The 22,640-nt window shown below is 42.6% G+C and carries 22 protein-coding genes and 1 pseudogene; 18 read left to right on the top strand and 5 right to left on the bottom strand.

Annotation, left to right across the window (positions count from 1 at the left end):
* Window positions 1–113 precede the first annotated feature (113 nt).
* From ACFEL9_RS23915 to ACFEL9_RS23890, 6 genes are all read left to right on the top strand, one after another.
* Complete coding sequence (locus ACFEL9_RS23915) at window positions 114–470, top strand: hypothetical protein (RefSeq protein ID WP_385895293.1); 357 nt, start codon at window positions 114–116, stop codon at window positions 468–470.
* Window positions 471–481: 11 nt separating this feature from the next.
* Window positions 482–1,132 carry a hypothetical protein gene (locus tag ACFEL9_RS23910; protein ID WP_385895290.1) on the top strand — a complete coding sequence of 217 codons (651 nt, stop codon included), beginning with the start codon at window positions 482–484 and terminating at the stop codon, window positions 1,130–1,132.
* A complete protein-coding gene (locus ACFEL9_RS23905) occupies window positions 1,093–1,839 on the top strand; it encodes a sensor histidine kinase (RefSeq protein ID WP_385895288.1) in 747 nt (248 codons plus the stop codon). Before ACFEL9_RS23910 ends, ACFEL9_RS23905 begins: the two co-directional genes overlap by 40 nt.
* 1 nt (window position 1,840) lies before the next feature.
* Window positions 1,841–2,497 (top strand): response regulator transcription factor, encoded by a 657-nt coding sequence (locus ACFEL9_RS23900; protein WP_385895285.1) that lies wholly within the window; start codon window positions 1,841–1,843, stop codon window positions 2,495–2,497.
* A gap of 141 nt (window positions 2,498–2,638) precedes the next feature.
* On the top strand, window positions 2,639–3,577 hold the full coding sequence (locus ACFEL9_RS23895) for a helix-turn-helix domain-containing protein (protein ID WP_385895282.1): 939 nt from the start codon (window positions 2,639–2,641) through the stop codon (window positions 3,575–3,577).
* A gap of 157 nt (window positions 3,578–3,734) precedes the next feature.
* On the top strand, window positions 3,735–4,064 hold the full coding sequence (locus tag ACFEL9_RS23890) for a hypothetical protein (RefSeq protein WP_276504444.1): 330 nt from the start codon (window positions 3,735–3,737) through the stop codon (window positions 4,062–4,064).
* Window positions 4,065–4,141: 77 nt separating this feature from the next.
* Here ACFEL9_RS23890 and ACFEL9_RS23885 read toward each other — a convergent pair whose 3' ends face one another.
* The 3 genes from ACFEL9_RS23885 to ACFEL9_RS23875 all read right to left on the bottom strand — a co-directional run bounded on the left by ACFEL9_RS23885 (window position 4,142) and on the right by ACFEL9_RS23875 (window position 10,168).
* Window positions 4,142–5,416 (bottom strand): TlpA family protein disulfide reductase, encoded by a 1,275-nt coding sequence (locus ACFEL9_RS23885; protein WP_385895279.1) that lies wholly within the window; start codon window positions 5,414–5,416, stop codon window positions 4,142–4,144.
* Between the two features lie 215 nt (window positions 5,417–5,631).
* Window positions 5,632–7,017, bottom strand: coding sequence for a RagB/SusD family nutrient uptake outer membrane protein (locus ACFEL9_RS23880; protein ID WP_385895277.1), 1,386 nt, complete (start codon window positions 7,015–7,017; stop codon window positions 5,632–5,634).
* A 118-nt stretch (window positions 7,018–7,135) separates the two neighbouring features.
* Window positions 7,136–10,168: a SusC/RagA family TonB-linked outer membrane protein gene (locus ACFEL9_RS23875; RefSeq protein WP_385895274.1), complete on the bottom strand. Its 3,033-nt coding sequence runs from the start codon at window positions 10,166–10,168 to the stop codon at window positions 7,136–7,138.
* 747 nt (window positions 10,169–10,915) lie between these two features.
* On the opposite strand from ACFEL9_RS23875, the gene ACFEL9_RS23870 reads away from it, so the two are divergent.
* The 4 genes from ACFEL9_RS23870 (at window position 10,916) to ACFEL9_RS23855 (ending at window position 12,755) form a co-directional block, all read left to right on the top strand.
* Entirely contained in the window at window positions 10,916–11,128 is a 213-nt protein-coding gene (locus ACFEL9_RS23870; protein WP_385895272.1) for a helix-turn-helix transcriptional regulator, read from the top strand.
* A gap of 80 nt (window positions 11,129–11,208) precedes the next feature.
* Window positions 11,209–11,568, top strand: a complete 360-nt coding sequence (locus ACFEL9_RS23865) for a hypothetical protein (RefSeq protein WP_385895269.1) — start codon at window positions 11,209–11,211, stop codon at window positions 11,566–11,568.
* 411 nt (window positions 11,569–11,979) lie between these two features.
* Window positions 11,980–12,141: a hypothetical protein gene (locus ACFEL9_RS23860; RefSeq protein ID WP_276504450.1), complete on the top strand. Its 162-nt coding sequence runs from the start codon at window positions 11,980–11,982 to the stop codon at window positions 12,139–12,141.
* Between the two features lie 2 nt (window positions 12,142–12,143).
* Window positions 12,144–12,755, top strand: a complete 612-nt coding sequence (locus tag ACFEL9_RS23855) for a hypothetical protein (protein WP_385895268.1) — start codon at window positions 12,144–12,146, stop codon at window positions 12,753–12,755.
* Between the two features lie 297 nt (window positions 12,756–13,052).
* Here the strand turns inward: ACFEL9_RS23855 and ACFEL9_RS23850 are convergent, their stop codons facing one another.
* Both ACFEL9_RS23850 and ACFEL9_RS23845 read right to left on the bottom strand, forming a co-directional pair.
* On the bottom strand, window positions 13,053–13,241 hold the full coding sequence (locus ACFEL9_RS23850; RefSeq protein WP_385895266.1) for a hypothetical protein: 189 nt from the start codon (window positions 13,239–13,241) through the stop codon (window positions 13,053–13,055).
* 101 nt (window positions 13,242–13,342) lie between these two features.
* Window positions 13,343–14,548, bottom strand: a complete 1,206-nt coding sequence (locus ACFEL9_RS23845) for an acyltransferase family protein (protein WP_385895264.1) — start codon at window positions 14,546–14,548, stop codon at window positions 13,343–13,345.
* 360 nt (window positions 14,549–14,908) lie between these two features.
* Here ACFEL9_RS23845 and ACFEL9_RS23840 point away from each other — a divergent pair, with 360 nt between their 5' ends.
* The 8 genes and pseudogenes from ACFEL9_RS23840 (at window position 14,909) to rfbA (ending at window position 22,625) form a co-directional block, all read left to right on the top strand.
* The gene (locus ACFEL9_RS23840) at window positions 14,909–15,409 is read left to right on the top strand and encodes a UpxY family transcription antiterminator (protein ID WP_385895262.1); all 501 of its coding nucleotides are present in this window, start codon (window positions 14,909–14,911) and stop codon (window positions 15,407–15,409) included.
* A 40-nt stretch (window positions 15,410–15,449) separates the two neighbouring features.
* A complete protein-coding gene (locus ACFEL9_RS23835) occupies window positions 15,450–16,250 on the top strand; it encodes a polysaccharide biosynthesis/export family protein (RefSeq protein WP_276504455.1) in 801 nt (266 codons plus the stop codon).
* Complete coding sequence (locus ACFEL9_RS23830) at window positions 16,250–18,676, top strand: GumC family protein (RefSeq protein ID WP_385895259.1); 2,427 nt, start codon at window positions 16,250–16,252, stop codon at window positions 18,674–18,676. The genes ACFEL9_RS23835 and ACFEL9_RS23830 overlap by 1 nt, the downstream gene beginning before the upstream one ends.
* Window positions 18,677–18,766: 90 nt before the next feature.
* Window positions 18,767–19,726: an SDR family oxidoreductase gene (locus ACFEL9_RS23825; RefSeq protein WP_385895257.1), complete on the top strand. Its 960-nt coding sequence runs from the start codon at window positions 18,767–18,769 to the stop codon at window positions 19,724–19,726.
* Window positions 19,727–19,919: 193 nt separating this feature from the next.
* Window positions 19,920–20,147 (top strand): annotated as a pseudogene (locus ACFEL9_RS23820) (four helix bundle protein); the annotation flags it as partial.
* 42 nt (window positions 20,148–20,189) lie between these two features.
* Window positions 20,190–21,254 carry a dTDP-glucose 4,6-dehydratase gene (gene rfbB / locus ACFEL9_RS23815; protein ID WP_385895254.1) on the top strand — a complete coding sequence of 355 codons (1,065 nt, stop codon included), beginning with the start codon at window positions 20,190–20,192 and terminating at the stop codon, window positions 21,252–21,254.
* 116 nt (window positions 21,255–21,370) lie between these two features.
* The gene (locus ACFEL9_RS23810; protein WP_385895251.1) at window positions 21,371–21,745 is read left to right on the top strand and encodes a four helix bundle protein; all 375 of its coding nucleotides are present in this window, start codon (window positions 21,371–21,373) and stop codon (window positions 21,743–21,745) included.
* Window positions 21,746–21,767: 22 nt separating this feature from the next.
* Complete coding sequence (gene rfbA / locus ACFEL9_RS23805; protein ID WP_385895249.1) at window positions 21,768–22,625, top strand: glucose-1-phosphate thymidylyltransferase RfbA; 858 nt, start codon at window positions 21,768–21,770, stop codon at window positions 22,623–22,625.
* Window positions 22,626–22,640: the final 15 nt, after the last annotated feature.

The raw sequence follows: 22,640 nt of genomic DNA, 5'->3' as shown, positions 1-22,640 counted from the left end.
TTAATGCTATAGACCTGATATAAGTCGTGGAAATGCGACAAAACAGTCGTGGAAGCCAGGTTTCACAGGAGATGGTTACAAAAGATTTTTGTGCTGTAACAAATTCATTCCTTATGAACCACTTTATTCCCGTAGCTGAAGCCGCAGTAATGACCCAGCGGTACAGAAACCAAAAAGAAAACATTTTAAAAACAAACTATGAAGGTCAAAATCTTCTTTGCATTTCGGAGACTTTCGACAGAGCACCCTTTGATACCGTACTAGGTAAATCAGGATGCATGGGCTTGAGAATTTATTACGGAATGTCTGAAGATCTTAAAATTCATGCTATTATTGTAGGTGTAGATGCAGCCAATGCGGATATCCTGCCTGATAGTAGCGCTTCTCTTACTGAAGAGGATGATTCGGTAATTGACAGGGCTATACGATGTCCTGACCTTTGCGCGGAGCCCTCGCCACTGAACACTTAAAAATTTAGTGCATGAGCTTTCTCACCAATGCTGTTTTCAGTATGTCTGTTGGAATTGCAGCTATTATAGGCTGGATCAGGATCAAAAAAACTGATCTAGCCTATTTGCCATTTGTCTTGCTAATGGGAGCAGGTTTTGTGAACGAGCTTACGAGTTTTGCGCTCGTATCCAAGGGATATTCCAACTCCAGCAGCTTTAACCTATACTCTTTAACAGCAGCGCTATTGTTAGGATGGCAGTTTTACAGGTGGGGCTTGTTCAGGAGTAAACAAATTTATTTTTTACTGCAGACTCTTTTTATAAGCGGATGGCTGGCCGAACTTTATTTCACCAGGAAGGAGCATCTATTTGTTTCTTATTTTATAATCGGATACTCTTTTATTATTGTTTTCCTCAGTATTGAACAGATCAACCGGGAAATATTTCCACTTAAAAGAAAACTGTACCTGCACCCTGGCTTTTTGATTTGCATGGGATTGCTTATATTTTATACTTACTCTGTTATGGTAGAAGCTTTTTGGATTTATGGGTTAAATAAAAGTAGTTTTTTCAGGATCAGGATTTATGAAATACTGGCTTACATAAATTTATTTACGAACCTTCTATTTGCCTTTGCCTTGTTATGGATACCATTGAAAACTCAATATATACTGCGGTATTGATTTCCTGTATTGTACTGGCAATCGTTTTTGGCTATTTTGGTTTTACGATTATCAGGCGGTTAAAGAAATATTATGAAACACAGAAAGGTCATTTCCTGGCAGAAATAGATTTGTTAAATAAAGAACGAACCCGGATAGCCAGTGACCTGCATGACGAACTCGGGCCTTTGCTCTCCATTACCAAAATCGAGATCAGTGAAATAGAAACGGAAGATGAGGAAAACAAGACTTTGCAGCAAAGAGCCAATCAACATATAGAAGAATTAACAGAAAGGCTTGGAGGAATCGCCCGGAATCTTATACCTAAACGACTACTGCAAAAAGGCCTGGATGCTGCCATGCAAGATTTTTTCAATGAATACCAAGAGGTGACATCTATTCAATTGCACTATGCCTATCATGTAAAGCAGGACATACCTGTAGTGCTACGGACACAGGTATACAAGATGGTGCAGGAAATCGTTCATAACGCCGTTAAGCATTCGAAGGCAAAGAACCTTAAGGTTGTGCTTTTTGAAAGGAAGCAGTTCTTATACGTGCATTGTAAAGATGATGGAATAGGAATGAAAGGTGCGATCAATTCAACCAATTCAACAGGGCTTGGATTGGACAGTTTAAAAAACAGGATTGAAATGCTTGGAGGCCGCCTTCAATATAGTACAAATGGCGGCACTGAATATTTATTGGAAATACCATTAACTGATTAATATGAAACTACCTATTACGTTGATGATAGCCGATGATCACCCCATGTTTAAAGAAGGCCTTCATCTTTTACTCCGGCATTATGACCATCTTAAAATCATTGGCGAAGCCGAAAACGGTGCTACTCTTTTATCGCTTATTGAAAAAGAAGTGCCCGATGTGGTTATCACCGATATCCAGATGCCTTCGCTTAACGGGATAGAAGTGGCAAAATTCTTAAAAGAAAATTACCCAACGATCAAAATTATTGCCCTTACAATGTATGAAGATGAACACCTGATTGCCGATATGATGGAACAGGATGTAGCAGGTTATATGCGAAAAAATGCCACGAAAGAAGAGCTGGTGTATGCCATTGAATCTGTGTACGAAGGAAAAAAGTATTTCTGTAACTCCACCTCGTTGAAACTTGGTAAAATGCTTGCTGCCACTAAAACCAACCTATTTAAAAACTTACAGGAAATCAAGTTTAACGATAATGAGCTTGATATTATCCGGCTGATCTGCGAACAATATGCCAGTAAGGAAATAGCGGGTGCTACCAACCTGGCACACCGAACTATTGAAAAGTACAGGGACCGTATCATGCAAAAAATCGGAGCCAGGAACGTGGTAGGTATTGTGATCTACGCTATAAAGAATGGGATATATAAGGCTTGATGCGGGATACGGGATACGAGATGCGAGATACGAGATATTAGATACAGGATACGAGATATGAAGTAAGAGGTAGGAATACGAAGTACGAGAGAGGTTCTGTTTATTTTCCAGGTGGAGTGAATGATTAGCAGCGTTTTTGTTATGAAAGTGAAACTACTGAGCCATGAGAGTGAAGTGCTGCTGGAGCATGAGCAGGTGAGCAACGGCCATGAGCAAGTATATTCCCGACATATTGCTGCCGAAACGAAAACAGGACAATGCCAGTTTCAAATTATTGATACCGGAGAATGCCTGTTGTGGTTAGGTGACTATCATATTCAACAATCTTTTTTTATACAAGCCTCCTCCAACAATGATGAACTAAAAATACTTATACAATGGCCTGCCAGTATTGACAATAATTATGCTAAGGTTTTTGAAAAGTCATTACTTGTTTACCGAATTCCTTTTTTGTCGGGCCATCAGTCACCGGTTGAACTGCGCTGTCCTGCAGGGAAAGGAAGATTGTTATTACTGTTATACAGCACTAAGCATACTATAACAACGAGATTAAACCCTGATAAATCTTCTCGCAGGCAAGACGTGATAAAGCTGGATTCACATATGGCCAGCATCGTACAGCATATGCTATACTTCCCAATATCGACGGGGCGCAAAAAGTTGTATTTGCGATTAAAATGTGAAGAATTATTTGTGCTGTTTTATGAAAGCTTTGCAACTGGTCAAAAAAGAGAAATTATACCCGAGACTGTCATTGAGAAAATGATCAGTATCGATTCATTGATACGCCGGCAGGTGGACGAAAACTTTACCGTTGTACAACTTGCCAAAACTTTTTCCCTGAATACCGAACAGCTGAAACGATATTTTAAATTGTATTTTGGAACCACTATTCATCAATATATCCTCGCTATAAAAATGGAGCTGGCCGAGCAACAGATTCAAAACAGTGATCAATCGATGAAAGAAATTTCATTTGCCCTCGGGTTCAAAACTGATGCCCATTTCTCGGAAGCCTTCAAAAATTATTTTGGCTATCCCCCGGGCCAGTTACGAAAAAAGAATAACGATCATTCCTAATTAATAGTCCTGAATCCATAATGCATGCCGCATAGATGTGATGCAACTTTAACCTGTCGTGCATGATGCAGGTAAAGCTTGAAACCTGGATAAATATTGGAGAGCATTAACCTTAGAGTTTTTATTGTTTTTTAAGATTATAAAAGCAAGATATACTATGATCAAATTAAAATTCATTTTACCTCTTGTTGCCGTGTTATTAACTGCAGGTATTATTATTGGCTTCAGTTCTTTTTCCGGCGACAAAGAAAAGAAAGAACAGCGGCCTACCGAGTATTTCTGGTTTGCTGTTGACTATAGTGTGCCGGAAGGAAGAGTACCCTCTGGTGCATCACCTGTATTTTCCGGTAACAAATTGACACAAGCTGATGCACAAGCCAATGACGGCTGTGCAGACGTCAATCAAAAGCATTGCCTGCGGGGATTTACCAGCATGCCAAGCTTGCCAACCACATCGTATGATGCTTCGACGCCCAAGCCCCAATAATTAAGCCAGGCCAATTACTTTTGACAAAGGACTACATGAGAAAACAAGGAGTAGCCGCTATGCGGCTACTTTTTTTATTATTGGTTTTTCTTTTGGCTTAAAGACAGAACAGGCATATCCCTTTCTTCCCAACACAATTCAAGGCCCGAGAAATGAAGGTCCTGCATCAGGGAAGATGGGTTCAAGGGTGTTACAGAACTTGCCTTCACGATTGCATTTATGAGAATCATTTCATCCAATTCATTAATAAACGGGTATTCATAGGCAATCCAACCTTCTAAAAAATTTATTAAATCGCTTAGCGGCTGATTGATAAAATGAAAAGCTGAATCTCCATTTAGTAAAACCGGTTTGATTGAAGACGACATAGACCTTGTATGTTTAAGTACGAGGCTTTTAACTTTCCTAATCTCAATCTTTGCATCCAGGTCAAAAAAACGCTGGAGGTCCTGTTGCATAATTTTAAAACGATTGTTGGCCATGGCTGCCGGTACTATCAACTGGTAATTGAATGCGTGATTATCCAGCCAATCATCCATTTTATTGTTGTTAAGAGGCGGGATATAAGAATGTTTATCAGCTACCTGTAGATTCAAACTATATTGGGCTGCGAAGCTGTATTTTCCTTTTTCCTCAAAAGCAAGTTTGTATAAATCCAACACTGAAGAACAATTCACCGAGAGTTTTACGGCTTTGCCTTCATTTATTATTTCTCCCATAACATTACCGATATCCAGTTCATTGGAACATCGGGAGATTGCCGAGTAGTATATCAATCCTTTTTGCATTGTGGTATTCATTGCCGGGTTGTCATTTCGTTTTGTGAATGTTGGATTTTTCAATTTTAGTTTAGTTCCTTCCAAAAAATCCGAGATGTGTTTAACTGTTGTATTATAGCCGCCGGAGAAATAGCTGATTGTCCCGTTCCTGTCAATCCAAACATGATAGGGATAACCTTCGGACGGAAACATAGATGACAACAATGTGTCGCCGGTGATCATGGGCAGCGAGGGCATTTTTATTTTTTTTCGCCGGGCAAAAAAATTAATTGTTGAGTCTTTACTTTCTTTGTTTACCAGTATCAATTGTATATCATTATCGAATTGTTGCTGTAGTGAATCAAGGTGCGGGAAGGCGGCGATACAGGGAGCACAACGCTGGTTCCAGAAATCGAGGATAATGGATTTGCCTTTGTAATCGGCGAAGTTTAAATGGCCCGATTTGTTGTTGATGGTGTTGGGCAAGGTGAGTAAGGGAAGCTTATCACCGATTGATAATTGTTTTTGCTGGGAATGGGTTTGAATAGTGATTAACACGAGGCCAATTTGGGCAATGTATTTTAAGGTGTGCATGGGGTTGATTTTAATTAAATGATTGTCTTTTTACTTTTTTGCTTGTCCAAAAAAGTAACCAAAAAGGACCCCCGAAAACGATTACAGCCCGTTTTCGGGACCGTACCCTGATTAAGCTTTTGCACTACTGTGACTTCAACTTTTGTAATTCTACTCATCATTTGCGCCGCTTAACGCTTCTCTCAACAGTTTTCTTAATCCCGATGTTTAAAGAACTAATAGCCGGGGTTTTGGATTAGGAATGGATTTGTTTTTATTTCAGCTAATGGGATTGGATAGAGTGTGTCAGCTGGCTGCCAGTGAGGAGCTTTTATTGTTTGCAGTATGGCATCTGCTGTATTCGTTCTTTTCAGGTCGAACCAACGATGGCCCCATTCGGCAAAGAGCTCTGTTCTTCGTTCGTGTTGGATAGCTTCTAAAAGACTCACTTTATTATTTGCCGGAGTATCACCTAAGCTGACGCGGTGACGGATGATATTAAGGTCTGCTATTGCTCCTGCTATGTTACCCAGCTGTGCCCGGGCTTCTGCCCTAATCAAAAACTGTTCTGCCAGTCGAAATATCATATAGTATTCAGTAGTGGGTGCAGCCGATCGCATTTTATACTTGAAAGGATAGTAATTGTTTTGACCACCTGCGGTACTTAGCTTCAGCCATTTTTCTTTTCGGGTGTCACCGGGTTCAAACGCATTTAATAAATGGTCCGTTGCAACATAAGCAGGTTTGAAAAAGCTCAGTGCCGGAATAAAAGCCGCTGCCTCGGCAGTATTGTAATTGTCCGTGACGAGCTGCCAGATTGCTTCCGGTGAATCCATTACAAAAGCCTGGTCAATGTCGGTGACCAATTCATAGAGGCCTGCATCTATGATTGCCGTTGCCGCTATCGTTGCTTTTGACCAATCCCCTTTGTATAGATACACCCTTGCCAGTAGCGCTTCTACCGTGAATTGATTGGGTCTTGTTCTGCCTGCCGAAGGATAATTGACATTCAACAGTGTTTTTGCTGTTTCCAAGTCGGCGATGATTTGTTCATAAACGACCGAAGCTTCTTTACGGGGAGAACGGCTGTTTATTTGATAGCCTGATGTTATTAATAAGGGAACATCACCAAAGAGATTAACGAGGTAAAAATAATGGAGGGCTCTTACCAACAAGGCTTCTCCTTGTAGCTGGCTATGCACAGCGGGTGTTAAGGCTGAAGTATTCTGCAAACCTTCGAGAATTGCATTGGCATGGTAAATGGTTTTATAGGCCGGTATCCAAAAATTAGCTGCCAGTATCTCGTTATCCGGCATCAGCGTGTTTGCAGTGAAACCATCTACAGCCATCGCTGAGTTGGTGTTTACCAATTCATCGGCTGACAACCCACTGTATACCGTAACGCCGCCATTGGCCAGCCAAAGATTACTGGTGAGCATTTGGTTGTATAACCCAGTAGTAGCTGACACAGCGGCATCATCGTTTTCAAAGATTTGTTTTGTTTGGGTTTCTGTTTGTGAAGGAGGGATGGCCAGGAATTTTTTGCAGGACATTAAGCCTGTAAAGAATAGCAAGAGCAATGCACTTATGGTTGCAATTGGAATGTTGATGTGTTGTTTCATAATTAAGTTTTTAGACCTCACCCCAACCCCTCTCCGTCCTTCGACAAGCTCAGGAGAGAGGGGGCTTAGTGAACTACAGCAGATAGAGTTTGACGGGATGGAGGGTTGGGGTTTCATTTTAAAATTTAAGTTGAATGCCGAAGGCGATTGTTTTTAATGGTGGCAGAACGAGTATATCCTGTGTTTCAGGATCGGAACCGAGATAGCTTGTGATGGTGAACAGGTTTTGTGCCTGCAGGTAAATGCGCAGGCTTTCGATGTTTGCCTTTCTTAAAAAATGGGATGGGATGTTATAAGCAGCATAGATGGTTTTTAAACGAATGAACGAGGCATCAGTATAGATGGCATTTGAGTTCCTGAAATAATATGCGCCAAATGCCGCTGTGCCACTGTAGCTGCTGGAAAACTTTTGTACCGTGGTAATATCACCGGGATGCCGCCAACGATCCAGTACGCCTACCGGCTGGTTGGTAGCGAGGCCGGGTTGATTGCCCAACAAACTGGTCAGGTAATTTTTACCTAATTGTTTCCTGCCTTCGAAGAAGATGCTTAGCTCAAAACTTCCATAGGTAAAACTATTTTGTATACCGCCATAATATTTTGGATCCGTGTTGCCGAGCACCTTGTAGTCACTGTTGTCAAACTGGCCGTCATTATTAATGTCCTGCACCGTATACACACCAGTAGCCGGATCAACACCGAGGTAGTTGAATCCTGAGAAAATACTGAGTGGTAATCCCTCTTTATAGACTGCTGCATAACCCGATTCTGCCAGGCCGGGAAATGAAATAAGCTTGTTCCTTGGGAACGTGAGATTGAGGGAAGTGGTCCAGCTAAACTTGTTTGTTGTAAAATTTTTGGAGGTAAGTGAAAATTCAAGACCGGTGTTTTGAACCAATGCCGGCAAGTTTTGAATGATGGATGAAAAGCCCGACTGGTTGGGCAGTTTGTAATTGATCAACTGGTTGTTGCTTCGATTGCGATAGTATGCGGCAGATAAAAAAATCCTATCCCTGAAGAAGCCCCATTCAATAGCGGCTTCCCATTTCTTATTGCGCTCCCATTGATAGGCGGGGTTGTAGAGAGCAGACGGTACCAGACCGGGATAACCCTGGTAAGAATTGAAAGCCGAACGCCACCGGTCGAGGTATTTGTAATCGCCGATCTGATCATTACCGGTAGAGCCATAGCTTGCTCTTAATTTTCCAAAACTTACGATGTTGCTTAGTTTCTTAAAAAATGGTTCATCCGAAAATATCCATGCCATACCGATGGACGAAAAGTTGGCAAAGCGATTACCGGGGCCGAAGCGGCTGGAGCCATCCCTGCGACCTGTGAGGTTCAGTATGTATTTGTTTTGCCAATTATAATTGAAACGGCCAAAGAAAGCGGTGTAACGATACAGGCTATAACTGTTCGATGCATTGATGTGACCTGCGGCATCCAGCGAAGTGAGCAATAAATCATTGGTATAGTTGGTAGCTGCTATGGATGTAGCTGCGTATTTTCTTTCCTGCCAGGTGGTGCCTGCCAACAGCGTTACAATTCCTTTTGCTATTTTTTTACTCCAGTGCAATTGCGGTTCTATGATCCAACCGGAGGAAGATGATTTGGCAAAATTGGAAGAAGCTAATTCATTGGATTGAGGGCTTAGCGCTGCTTTAGGGATGATGGAGTTTTCATCGGTCAAGAAGCGATTGTAACCAAGGCTAGCTTTGGCTACCAGGCCGGGCAGGATGGAATAGGATAAAAGGAGATTGGATGAAAGGTTTTCGTTGAGGGCCTTGTATTTCTTTAATAATTCGGCGGCAGGAATGGAAGCAAAGGACATATCGAGATTATGCACCAGGATATCATCCTGTAGCCAATTGGGATGGCCAGCTTCATTATAGATTTTTAAATTGGGCGGCAGGTTCAAAAACTGGGTCAGGTCTTTTTGTAGCAGATTGTTCTTATCACTGGTGTAGAAGCCAGCGAGTGAAGCGTTGAATTTTTTATTTGCGGAACTGTGACTGATGTTGAAGTGCAAGCCGGACTTATTGGCTGTAAGCGATCTTGAAAAAAGGTTTGTTTCCCGGTGGAAATTGCCGGCTATTAAAAACTGCGTGGTATTGTTGCCGCCAGACAATGATACTTGCGCATCCGAGGCATGAGCCGTATTACCGATCAATTCTTTTTTGTAGTCAATGAAAACGGTGGTATCCCAAACCAGCAAGTCAGGTGCATAGCCATCGGTATAAGGAAAGTTGGCTTGGGGGGTAAAGCCATCGTTGGCCAGGGCTTCCCGGCGCATTTGCCGGTATTGTGCCGTGTTGAGCATATCCATGGTGCGGGCAGCACGGCTGAAACCGGCGCTGGAAGTAACCATGATGCTTGTTTTACCGGCCGTTGTTTTTTTGGTGGTAATGAGAATGACACCGCCAGCGCCACGGCTGCCGTAGATGGCGGTAGCATCGGCATCCTTTAATACTTCGATGCTTTCGATGTCGGCGGGGTTGATGGTATTTAAGGGACTAAGGCCACCTTCGGTGGTGCTTCGTGGTTTGTTAACCGAGGATATTAATTGATTGGTTGGAAGATTGCCGGGTTCGAAAGGAACACCGTTGATGATGAATAAGGGATCGTTGCGGGACAATGATAAGTCTAATGAACTGCGGCCTCTTATTTCAATGTTAAATGAAGAGCCGGGCACACCGCTCGTTTGGGTAATGACAAGGCCGGGGATTCTTCCCTGTAATGCAGCCAGGGGATTTGGTACGGGTTGGCGGCTGATATCCTCGCCCGCCAGTTTAGCAATGCTGCCGGTGTTCAACCGCCGGGTGGTAGTGCCATAGGCTTGTATCAATACCTGGTCGAGCTCGGTGATCTTTCGTTTTAAGATGATGGTGATTTGACCCCGTTCATTGTTAGGCTCTTCGGTGGAGAGGTAACCGATGGCGGAGACGATGAAAGTGTCGGTGAGCAGTGAGTGGTGAATGGTGAACTGGCCACTGCTGTTGGCAGTGACCGATTGTTTGGTACGTTTTACCGTGATGGTGGCGGAGGGAACAGGCTCGCCGTGTTCGTTGATGATGTTGCCTGATACAGGTATGGTTTGGCACATGCTGAAGAGCGGGCATAGCAGTGCGATGATGAAGTAGTGGGGTTTCATATTAAGCAGTTTGGCCCCCTCCCCGCTCCCCACCTCATCCGGCTTTCAGCCACCTTCTCCTAAAGGAGAAGAGAAACGGAAGTGGAATTTGTTAGGGGAGAGCCTGGGAAGAGTCGTTATGAAATGAATGTTTCTAAAGAGTGCTACTAACCGAAGTAGCCCTAACAAGACATGAGAGCTACTAACCGTTTTAGCCTGCCTTAAACGGGGTTCTTTGGTTTAACCGCAAAGCGGGTAAGCAATAAGTGAAGTTCTTTGTGGATGTACTGAACTTTCATATTTACAGGTTTGGCCGCTTTGAAGCCCTGTAAGAAAGTTCCCTGCCTGGAAGGTTGTTCTTCTACTATGATGCTGGCTTATAAACCAGCTATAATCTTCCTGATTTTTTACGAGGGTACGTTTTGAAAAAAATTTAGGCGTGGAACTCAACTTACCGCCTTGAGGCCCTCGGTGAGCCCGGAAACGAATAAGAGAGCCCACGCCGTAGCGTGGGCATTCTACTTATCATCTCGTTTCCGTTAGAAATTTCCGAGGTTTCAAGGCGAGATTCAAAGCGAATGCTTCAAATTATTTTATAGAAGAATCGCAAATATAATCGTTGTGAAAATAAACAAAATTTATTAAATTATAAACAAATAAAGTTATCTATTTAACACAATTAGTTTATTAATAAACAAATTATGTTACAACTTATTAAAATTCAATTAATTACTGGATTGATATATTTGTTTTCGTTCCGAGGTAAATATGAAGCCAATACAGTATAATAGAATTAAGGCAGCTTTGGCTGAAAAAAAAGTAACTAATAAAAAACTTGCATCTCAATTAAGTGTAGAACCACAAACAGTATCTAGGTGGTGTACAAACCAAAATCAACCTTCTATCGAAACGCTATATGAAATAGCAAAGGCTTTAAAAATTGATATCAGGGACTTATTAGTTTCAACAACCTGGAAATAATTTAAAGTTTTTTGGAAAAGGTGTAGAAACATGGTTTTTTAATTCCCCGAAAGTTCTCAAATTTAGTCAAAGCTAATTATATGAAATATTTACTTTCCTTAGCATTCGTGCTAATTGCTGCTAATAGTTTGGCTCAAGCCCCGATTAAACTTGAAGATGTTAGTAAGCATGTAGGAGACAGTGTAAAAGTCTGTGGGAAAGTATATGGGATACGGTACCTGGAGCAAGCAAAGAATAGCCCTACGTTTATCAATGTTGGCGGCGCGTATCCGAATCAGCTTTTGACGATTGTAATATGGGGCGAAGTGAGGAAGAAATTTGAAAAGACACCAGAAGAGCTTTTTACTGATAAAGAGGTTTGTGTGGTGGGGAAGATTGAGTTGTATAAGGGGAAGGAGCAGGTGGTGGTGAAGGCGAAAGAGCAAATTAAAGGAGAATAAATGCTTATGTGCTTATTGGTTTTCTTAATGACAAGTTCTAATTTAGAAACTTCATAGGATAAGGTTTAATGGTTAATGGTTTTTGATTAGGGCCCCCGATTTTAGCGAGTCGGGGTTCTTTATTCATCAAAGGTTAAAAACTTGCAACCATGAAGTATTTCATTTCTTTCTTATTGCTGCCCCGGTGCTGTGTCGATATCCTGCTGCGGTGGTTAGTGTCCGTTTATAAAAAGAACGCCCCGGCACGTGCCACCACGTGCCGGAATCTTAAACTAAACTTTAGGTAGCTTTGGGCAATGGTGTTCTCATATAAATTTTTTCAACCGGTGTTAATAAAATATGCCGGCATTTTGGCCAGAATTTTGGAACTAGAATGGCTGTACTGTATTTTGTGCATCTAAAAACTGCGTCATGACTCAAACCCTTATCCAAGACCAGATCAGAACCATTCAAAAGGCAACTGAAAATGCTGCCAAATCTAAAGAAGCTGCGCTACAATTTCTTAAAGAGGCCGGCATCGTTAAACGTGAACCGACTTCTGCGGTAAATCGTGACGATAAAAAGAAAAAGTAGGATTGCCTCATCATCATCCCTTCAGCATTATTGGTTTCCATAGTTGTGATAGAGAAGTAGGGCTACGTGTATTAAACGGAGATGACGAACTCAGGCCGAGTCAAAATACCTGGGACTGGCTGGGAGAGGGAATTTATTTCTGGGAACAAAATCCTATCAGGGCTTTTGAATACGCCCGGGAAAGTGCGGAAAGAAAACAATTCAATAAAATTCCAATCGTTACTCCGTTTGTGCTTGGCGCTCATATTGAATTGGGCAATTGCTTAAACCTGGTAGAAAACCAATCTTTAAAAATATTACAGGAGGCGTATGCCGGTCTTGAAAAATTAATGGGGGAGGCCGGGCAAGGCATGCCGGTCAACAAAGGCAATAATAAAGCACTTGATTGCGCCGTCATTCAATATATCCATCAATCTAATAAAAAGGAAGGAAAACACCGGTATGATACGGTGCGGTGCGCTTTCCAGGAAGGATCGGCAGCTTATCCCGGCGCAACGGTTTCCACGAGATTGCATATACAAGTTTGCGTGATCAACCCCGATTGCATCCGCGGCTATTTTTTACCAAGGCCACTTGAAAAATTTAATCCGCACCTGAAGAAGTGGCCGAAGTAATACTTATTGTAATGCATTTATTAATAAAGTACTGGTCGCAGGTGGTAAGTTGCCTGTAAAAAATATGAAAGACCATATTTGCAGAGCTATGATTTTTCATAATTACCGATTCTCTCATACTGGCTTAGTTTATCAGCCAAGTAAAAGGGGAATGTACCAATACAGTAAAGCATAACCCGGACAGCCAAAGAAATATTTCTTTGGCTTATTGAATGGGGAAAGATTGCAACAGCTTCACTTTTCTCCGGGTAATGGCGATAACAAGAGCCAGCGTAAAAAAAATACCGGCTGCAGTGCTTATCCTTCTTTTAAAGTAGGGTATGTTTTGAAATTTATCCGGCCAAAAAAGCCCCCTTCTCTTTCCTCCTGTGAAGTAATTACAAAGTCTTCCCTATAGTTGGAAAAACTAAATTTCTTCAACTGCTCTTTATGCTGTTTGATTTTTTTTAGCGACGCAGTGATCAATTTTGTGAAGGGCTTTTTCATATAAATATTTTTGCTTGTGACACAGGTTTCAATTACTGTGCCATCCAAAACAAGCAAATCGAAGAGTGCATTAATTATTCCGCCTTCCCACTTACGACAAACTAAACTTTCACATAAATTTTTTTCCTGTCCATCCAATAACAAATGAACCACATAAATAAGATCACACAAAGCGCAAACAGGAGGGATCCTAATCTTGGATCACCGGGAATATTGACCAATACTTCCTGGTAGAGCCAGTTCCATGGACTTGTGTATAGCGGTTCACCCTTAGCATTGAATCCATTAGGGATACGGATCAGCGCCAGGCCTTTTGGCAGAAAAGCACTCAGGGCAAAAACAAATAATGCATTCTTCCCAAACACATCGAAGAACCGGGCAAGCCCGCCCCTGATATTTTTTATTTCAATCATATAAATCATCGTGGCAATGGTGATCGTAGCCAGGCCGGAGGTATAAATAGTGTAAGAGCTTGTCCATATTTTTTTATTGATGGGGAAAATCATGTCCCAGCAAAAGCCAGCCAGCAGCATCGCCACGCCGGATACAAATAGCCCGGTCAACATCGGGTAGAGATTATTTTGATTGGATTCAGCAGCTAGTGATAGCAGTTTTCCTTTTTGCCGGATATAATCCCCCACCATATAACCCAGTATTACTTCTACAATTGCCGGCAGTGTGCTTACCAGGCCTTCAGGATCAAAAGGAACGCCTTCTCCTTTATATAGATGGGCTATGCCCAACACATCTTTATCAATAGCGGTCCCAAACCAGCCTTTAAGGCTATAGGGGTCGATTGGATTGCCAACATAACAAAGCAGCCAATACAACAGCAGGATTACCAGGCCAACATAAAACGCTTTTTTTAGTTTGAGGTAATAAATAATCACCGAGGCAAAAAAATAACATAGTGCTATTCGTTGCAGTACACCCAATATTCTCACTCCTTTTGACGGGTCTTCTTCGTTCACCCAATTGATAAAGGAGAGCTGATCGCCCTGCCACCGGAAGAAGGGCCACCAGTTTAAAAAAAGGCCAATCAAAAAAATGATGACGGTTCGTTTAATGACTTTTTTCCAGAAAACAGCATCACCTGCTGCTTCCAACCTGGGCATCACAAAGGCCATGGCATTGCCCACCGCAAAAAGAAAAAAAGGAAAAACGAGATCGGTAGGTGTCAGTCCATGCCAGGGGGCATGCTTTAAGGGCGGGTAAATATGTCCCCAGGAGCCGGGATTATTGACCAGGATCATGAGGCAAACGGTGGCTCCGCGAAAAACATCCAGGGAGTAAAAACGTTGGTTCAAAGCAGTGATACTTTAAGGTTTAAATGTAAGATTTTCAAGTATATACTTAGTAATCAAATTGGTCCTTCTCTTAGCGCACCTGATAAGTTCCCGAAAAATGTAACGGGTAATTGGCTAATGACAAGTAATTTATTAATAATCAAAAACGATGAACTGTGTGGGTAACTGGTTGCCCGGTTAGATTGCCAAAGGCTTCACAATCTGCTAATTTTATTCTTTTGCCAGTCCCATTTAGCCACCTATATTTGCAGCCGAAATACAATAGCCACTAAGCAAAAACCGTTACAGTGGCCATTCTTTTTAGCCGGTCACAAAAAATAAGCTGTGACCGAGGTGGCGAAGCCATCCTAATAACCCGCTGTGTCACGTAAATGGTTAGCCATATATAGCCGTCCCCGCTGGGAAAAAAAAGTCACCCAATTGCTCACCGAAAAAGGACTGGAAAGCTACTGTCCATTAAATAAGGTAAGACGCAAATGGAGTGACCGGGTAAAGCTGGTGGAAGAACCGCTTTTCAAATCCTATGTATTTGTAAAAGTGAATGACGAGGACCGTACCGAAGTGAGAATGACGCCCGGCGTTATCAATTTTGTGTACTGGGATGGGAAGCCTGCGGTGGTGAAAGAAAGGGAGATCAATGCGATCAAGAGTTTTTTGAACGAGTACGAGAACGTGGAAGTGAAGCCGATGACGGTAGAGTTGAAGCAACGGGTGAAAATTACTGCTGGTCCGTTGATGGACCAGGAAGGGGAAGTGATCGGTATCAACCGCAAATCCGTCAAGGTTGCGATTGATAGTCTCGGGTATGTGTTGGTGGCTTATATTGACCGAACTAAATTAACTTCGACGGACCCCGATTGAACAAATCTTATTTTTGCGGGCTTCTACTAAAATATCATCCATGAAATTTGTCCGGCTTCTTGTATTACTTGTGTTATCTTTTTACTTAATTTCCTGCGGCACACAGCGTAGAATCCCCAATTACCTGCAACATGTAAATGACAGTACCGGTAAAGGTGAGGTGAAAATTCCTGAGCTGAAAATTCAGAAAAACGACCTTTTATCTATCCAGGTATATAGTGCTAGTACCAAGCCTGAAATTTCCGATGCGCCTTATAATCTGCCTTCATCAAGTTCATCCTCGGGTGGCCAGGGGAGCAGCGGTTCGGGATCGGGTACCGGAGGTTTTTTGGTGGATGTGAATGGTAATATTGAGTATCCTCAATTAGGCGTGATTCAAGTGGAAGGTTTGACGAAGCTGCAGTTGGCAGATACTATTAAACGAAAGATCAACGAAAAGGATTCGGTGCTGACAAACCCATCTGTCATTATTCGTTTTATGAATTTAAAGGTAACCGTGCTGGGTGAGGTAAATAGGCAGGGACCCGTTAGTGTGCCGGGAGAAAGGGTGACATTATTGGATGCGATAGGGCTGGCGGGCGGTACTACTGATTTTGGAATGAAAAATACTGTCAAAGTGATGCGGGAAACAGATGGAAAGCGGGAAGTTGGATTGGTCGATCTTTCATCCAGGGATCTGTTCGAATCCCCTTATTATAATTTACAACAAAATGATGTAGTGGTGGTAGATCCTACAAAAAGAAAAGCGAAGAAAGCCGAACAAGATGTCGTGATGCGGCAGGTCAGCTTTGGCTTAAGCCTTATTACGGCGATTGCTTTGCTCTATAATATTTTTAACTAATGGCTATTTCCGAAAACTCATCGCAAGTAATAATCGAGGAACAGGTTACCAACAACGGCAAATCAGAATTGTCAAATTTAAGTGTAAGGGACCTGTTCTATAAATATATTCGTTTCCTGCCTGTATTTCTTTTATCAGTAGCCCTTGCTTTGTTGATAGCTTTTGTTTACCTGCGTTATGCGACGCGTATTTATAGTGCAGCCGGTAGCCTGCAAATAAAAAGTGAAGTCTCAGGAGGCGGGCGTTCGTCCGACAAGGTGGAAGATATCCTGATGGGAAATAACCGGACGGAAAATATTCAAAGCGAAATTGAAATTCTGAAGTCCCGGCCATTGATGGCCAGGGTGGTCAAAAAACTCGATTTGCAATTTAGTTACACGGCGATCGGAAGAATAAAAGATGAAAATGTTTATAAGAGAGCTCCTTTTACGATCAAAGCTTTTGAAATAAATGATTCTTCCCGGTCATTCAGCATGAATATAAAGTTCAACGATGAAAACAGGTTCTATGTTAATCATGAATCAACTGAGATAGGTTTTGGCCAGGTATTTAAAAATAAATATGGCGTATTTGCCCTAGAAAAGAAAGGCGGTGCCGTCACCGGTACGGAATATGAAATCGGGTGGAGACCTATCGAGGCAGTTGCTACGAGCCTCGCTGCTGCTGTAAACGTGACGCCAAAAGTGAGCGGGACCGGGCTTATTATTAGCATGGAAACTACTAATGCGCAAATGGCGGCTGATATAGTCAACAATTTAATGGTTCAATATGACTCCCTGACGATTGAACAGAATAATTTTTCCACCGATCAGATGATTGGTTTTATTGACGTGAGGCTGGATAAATTGAAAGGTGAATTAGACAGTTTACAGGGTATTTTACTAGACTATCGCCAGAAAAATAAGCTGATCAATGTGGAAACGCAGTCGACCAATTCCTTTCAAACTATCATGGAGGCTGACAAGCTGATCAATGAGCAACAAATGCGGCTTTCGGTGGCAGGCATGATCGATGATTACCTGAGAGATAAACAAAATCAATACAGCAAAATAGTTGTTCCATCTTCGCTGGGCCTGGAAGATGTGACGTTGAATGAACTGGTGAGTGGCTATAACAAAGCACAATTGGCACGAAAATCATTATTGGAATCCAATATACCGCCGGATAATCCCGCCGTTAAAGAATCAGAGGCCCTGATCGAGCAGCAACGGGAGAGTGTGCTGGAAAACCTGCAAAATATCAAGTCTTCTTTTAGCAATGCTATTTCCAGGTTGAAAGGACAGACCCAATCCGAAGAAAGTGAATTAGAGACCCTGCCTTATAAGATGAAAGAGTATGTGGACCTGGAACGGCAGGTTACTACCAAACTCGCCCTCTACAGCCTGCTGGAAGGAAAGAGAGAAGAAGCTGCCATTTCCAGGGCGGCTACTATCTCTAATTCTAAGATCGTTGATAAGGCCACAGCGTCATCTGATCCTGTCAAGCCCAATGATCGCACTATCCAGATTATGGCTGTTTTGATAGGTTTGGCGCTACCGGCATTGGTGATCTTTATCGCTGAAATATTAAATGATAAAGTTACTACCCGCTTTGATATTGAGAAGATAACTCAGGTGCCTATTATGGGTGAGGTGGGGCACTCTTATTCGGAGAATGCCCTGGTGGTGAACAAAACCAGCCGCCGCATGGTGGCCGAGCAGTTCAGGATTATCCGTTCCAACCTCCAGTACGTGTTAACCAAAACAGAAAAGCCGGTAATTCTTGTCACTTCCTCCTTTAGCGGGGAAGGCAAGTCCTTTGTGAGCACGAATATGGGCGCCGTGATGGCGTTGACGGGAAAAAAAACCATCATCCTGGAATTTGATATTCGTAAACCAAAGGTCCTGGCAGGTTTGAATATGGGCAGGCATCCCGGTATTTCCAATTTCCTGGTAGGCAAGGCAGATCTGAAAAGTTTGATTTTGCCGATATCCGGTCATGAAAACCTTTTTGTATTGCCCTGCGGCCCCATTCCACCCAACCCGGCTGAGTTGTTGCTTGACGAGAAAGTGACCGAACTTTTTGCGTGGTTGCGGGAAAATTTTGATGTTACCATTATCGACACGGCGCCGGTGGGCATGGTAAGCGATGCTCAAACACTGGGTAAGTTTGCCGATTGTACACTCTACCTGGTGAGGCAGGGATATACCTTTAAAAAGCAGATAGCATTGATTGACGACCTGTACCAGGAGAGGAAGCTGCCCCATGTTGCAATCGTGGTAAATGATGTAAAATTGAAAGCCGGGTACGGCTACTATGGCTACGGCCGCTACGGCTATGGTTATGGCTATGGCAATAATGGCTATTACGAGGAGGAACAACCTTCCAGAGGGTGGACGGAAAGATTAAGTATCAAAAAATGGTTTCGGAGAAAGGCAGAAAGGTAAAGGGGTGAGGTTAAGTTGAGAGTTTAAGGCTGAGGTTGAGGGTGAACGGTTATTACAAGTGTTTTTAATTTTTATCGATTTATAACGACTATGAAAATTTTGGTTACAGGTGGTGCCGGTTTTATTGGGTCCAACCTTGTTGAACGGTTATTGAATGATGATAGAGTTAGTTTTGTGCGGGTACTGGATAATTTAGCAACCGGTTCATTGAAAAATATTTCTTCCTTCTCTTCGAATCCCAAATTTGAATTTATAGAAGGCGATATCAGGAATTATCAAACCTGCCTGCAGGCTTGTGAAGGAATCGACGCCATCACTCACCAGGCAGCCCTGGGTTCTGTTCCCCGTTCCATCAACGACCCGTTGACAACCAACGAGGTCAATATCACCGGCACCCTGAATATTTTTACGGCGGCTAAAGAAAAAAATATAAAAAGAGTGGTGTATGCTGCGAGTTCCTCCACCTATGGGGATCATCCCGGTTTGCCGAAAGTAGAAGACAAAACCGGTAACCCGTTATCACCCTATGCTGTTACCAAACTGGTGAATGAATTGTATGCCAAAGTGTACGGCAATCTCTATGGAATGGAATTTATCGGGCTGCGTTATTTCAACATTTTTGGCCCCCGTCAAAACCCCCAGGGTGCTTATGCTGCGGTGATACCTTTATTTGCGAAAGCATTGCTTGAAAATAAGGCGCCTGTAATTAACGGGGATGGCAGCCATAGCCGCGATTTTACATTTGTGTCAAATGCTGTACAGGCCAATATAGCCGCATTGTTTACCGATAATAAGGAAGCCGTAAACCAGGTTTATAATATCGCCTGTGGCGAACAGACTTCTTTGTTGCAGCTTTTTGATGCATTAAAAGAAGAAGCTAAAAGCGAGTTGATGCCTCATCATGGCCCTGACCGGGCGGGAGATGTCAAACATAGCCTTGCCGATATTTCAAAAGCAAAGACTATTTTAGGTTACGATCCGTCTGTATCTGTAAAAGAAGGATTAAGAACGACCTTTAGATGGTATAAAGAAGAGGGAGGTTTAGGCTGACGAAGGAATAAGGATGAGGTTGAGACTGAGGTTGAGATTGAGTAAAAATTAAAAGGGAGAAATGGCATATAATGATTTTGCTGAGATGCCTGTTTGGCAATTGGGGGATCAGGTTGTTGCTGAAATATATAAGCTAACAGAAACCCTTCCTAAAAGATAGGACTATGCTCTCTGTTCATAATTACGAGATGCCGCAGTAAGTATTACCGGCAATATTGCTGAAGGTTTTGGTCGCGGACATATTAAAGACAAGATCAATTTTTATTATTATTCCAGGGGTAGTGCTCATGAAGTTCGTAGTCATTTGTTCAGTGGAAAAACGGCCGGATATTTTAATATGGAGCAAATTCATCCAATTCAACAAAAATGCCTGCTTGTAATAGAAGGGCTAAATAAAATAATAAAAGGTATTTCATCTTAACCTCAACCTTATTCTTAATCTTAGCTTTAACCTTAATCTTAAATGTCAAAAACCATTATCATAACAGGGGGAGCCGGTTTTATCGGTTCGCATGTCGTTCGTTTATTTGTTACAAAATACCCGGACTATAAGATCATCAATTTAGATGCGCTGACGTATGCGGGCAACCTGGAGAATCTCCGGGATATAGAATCAGCCCCCAATTATTATTTTGAAAAGGCCAATATACTGGATGCGGACAGCCTGGAAAGAATTTTTGTGCTCCATCAACCCGATGGCATTATACATCTCGCCGCAGAGTCGCATGTGGACCGTTCCATCCTTTCGCCGCTCGACTTTGTTTATACCAACGTAATTGGTACAGTAAACCTGCTGAACACGGCGAAACATTTTTGGAAAGATGACTATACGGGTAAATTGTTTTATCATGTTTCCACTGACGAGGTATATGGCGCCTTAGGCAGCACCGGTTTTTTTACCGAGCAAACGAAATATGATCCACATTCGCCCTACAGTGCATCCAAAGCGGCCAGCGACCATTTTGTACGAGCTTATGCAGACACCTATGGGTTACCCACCGTGATCAGCAATTGCTCTAACAATTACGGCCCCCACCATTTCCCTGAAAAACTGATTCCGCTTTTTATCAATAATATCATCACGAAAAAGCCCTTGCCGGTTTATGGCGACGGACTTTACACCAGGGACTGGTTATTTGTTAAGGATCATGCGACAGCGATTGACCTCGTATTTCATGAGGGTAAAACCCATGACACCTATAATATCGGCGGCTTTAATGAGTGGACTAATATCGACCTGGTAAAGCTGCTGTGCAAGCTAATGGATGAAAAGCTTGGTCACTCTGCCGGCACCAGTGAGCAACTGATCACCTATGTAAAAGATCGTCCCGGCCATGACCGCCGTTATGCCATTGACGCCAGCAAGATCAATAAGGAATTGGGCTGGAAACCTTCGGTAACTTTTGAAGAAGGCCTTGCGCAGACCATTGATTGGTATTTAGAAAACACAGAATGGCTGAAGCATGTGACCAGTGGGGAATACCAGGGGTATTATGAGAAGCAGTATGCGGAGCGGGGGAGAGTTTAGGGTTGAGCGTTTAGTAGTTTAGCAGAGATGGAAGGTTAGAATTTAGAAAATGCTTCAGTAAATTAATCTCAAAGCCACATTACCACTAAACACTAAACCATAAACTCGTATTTCCTATGCATATTTATTCATTCGAAAAATTACAGGTATGGAAGGATGCGAGATTGTTGGTGAAATGGATTTATAAAACAAGTTCCTTCTTTCCGGCCGATGAAAAGTTCGGACTGGTGATGCAACTGCGACGGGCTGCCGTGTCGGTTGTCTCAAACCTGGCAGAAGGCAGTAGCAGAACATCCTTTAAAGACCAGGCTCATTTTTCGCAAATCGCTTATAGCAGTCTTACGGAAATTTTAAATCAACTGATCATCGCGAATGATTTAGGATTTCTTTCCGACGAAATGCTGACGGAAGGTCGAAATCAAATTGAAACAGTGACGGCAAAAGTAGCAGCATTGAGAAACGCTCAACTGGCAAAAGCAACTAAACCTTAAACTCTAAACGCTAATCAATTTAATGAAGGGAATAATTCTAGCCGGCGGATCCGGTACACGTCTTTACCCGATTACCAGGGCGATCAGTAAGCAACTGATGCCCATCTATGATAAGCCGATGATCTATTACCCGCTATCTACCCTGATGATGGCAGGCATTAAAGAGATACTCATCATCACCACGCCTGAAGATAATGCGTCGTTCAAACGTTTATTGGGTGACGGGTCACAGGTGGGTTGCCGCTTTGAGTATGCCATACAGGAAGTGCCCAACGGGCTGGCGCAGGCTTTTGTGATCGGCGCTGATTTTATCGGTGATGACAAAGTGGCCCTGGTGCTTGGGGACAATATTTTTTATGGTGCGGGGCTGGGAAGACAGTTGAAGACTTTGAATGATATTGAGGGGGGTTATGTATTTGCCTACCAGGTCAGCGACCCGGAGCGTTACGGAGTAGTAGAGTTTGATGGGGAGATGAAAGCTATCAGTATTGAAGAGAAACCGGCACAACCAAAATCAAATTATGCGGTACCGGGTTTATATTTTTATGATAACGCAGTGGTGAAAATTGCGAAGGAGCTGAAACCGTCACCGCGGGGTGAATATGAAATTACCGATGTCAATAAAGAATACCTGCAGCAGGGAAAATTGAAAGTTGCGGTGCTGGACCGCGGCACAGCCTGGCTGGATACCGGTACCTTTGATTCGCTTAGCGATGCCAGTGAATTTGTGCGGGTGATAGAGAAAAGGCAGGGAACTAAAATTGGGTGCATTGAGGAGGTGGCCTACCGGAATGAATTTATTACCAAGGATCAATTGAAAGGTCTGGCGGAGAGTTTGAAGAAAAGTGGTTACGGAGAGTATTTAAAAAAAGTTTTTTAAAAAGGGGTACTTAAA

The sequence above is a fragment of the Terrimonas alba genome, from assembly GCF_042434975.1.
In the GTDB taxonomy this organism is placed as follows: domain Bacteria; phylum Bacteroidota; class Bacteroidia; order Chitinophagales; family Chitinophagaceae; genus Terrimonas_B; species Terrimonas_B alba.
The sequence above is the reverse complement of the archived record's forward strand: the minus strand, read 5'-3'. Positions and strand labels throughout refer to the sequence as shown.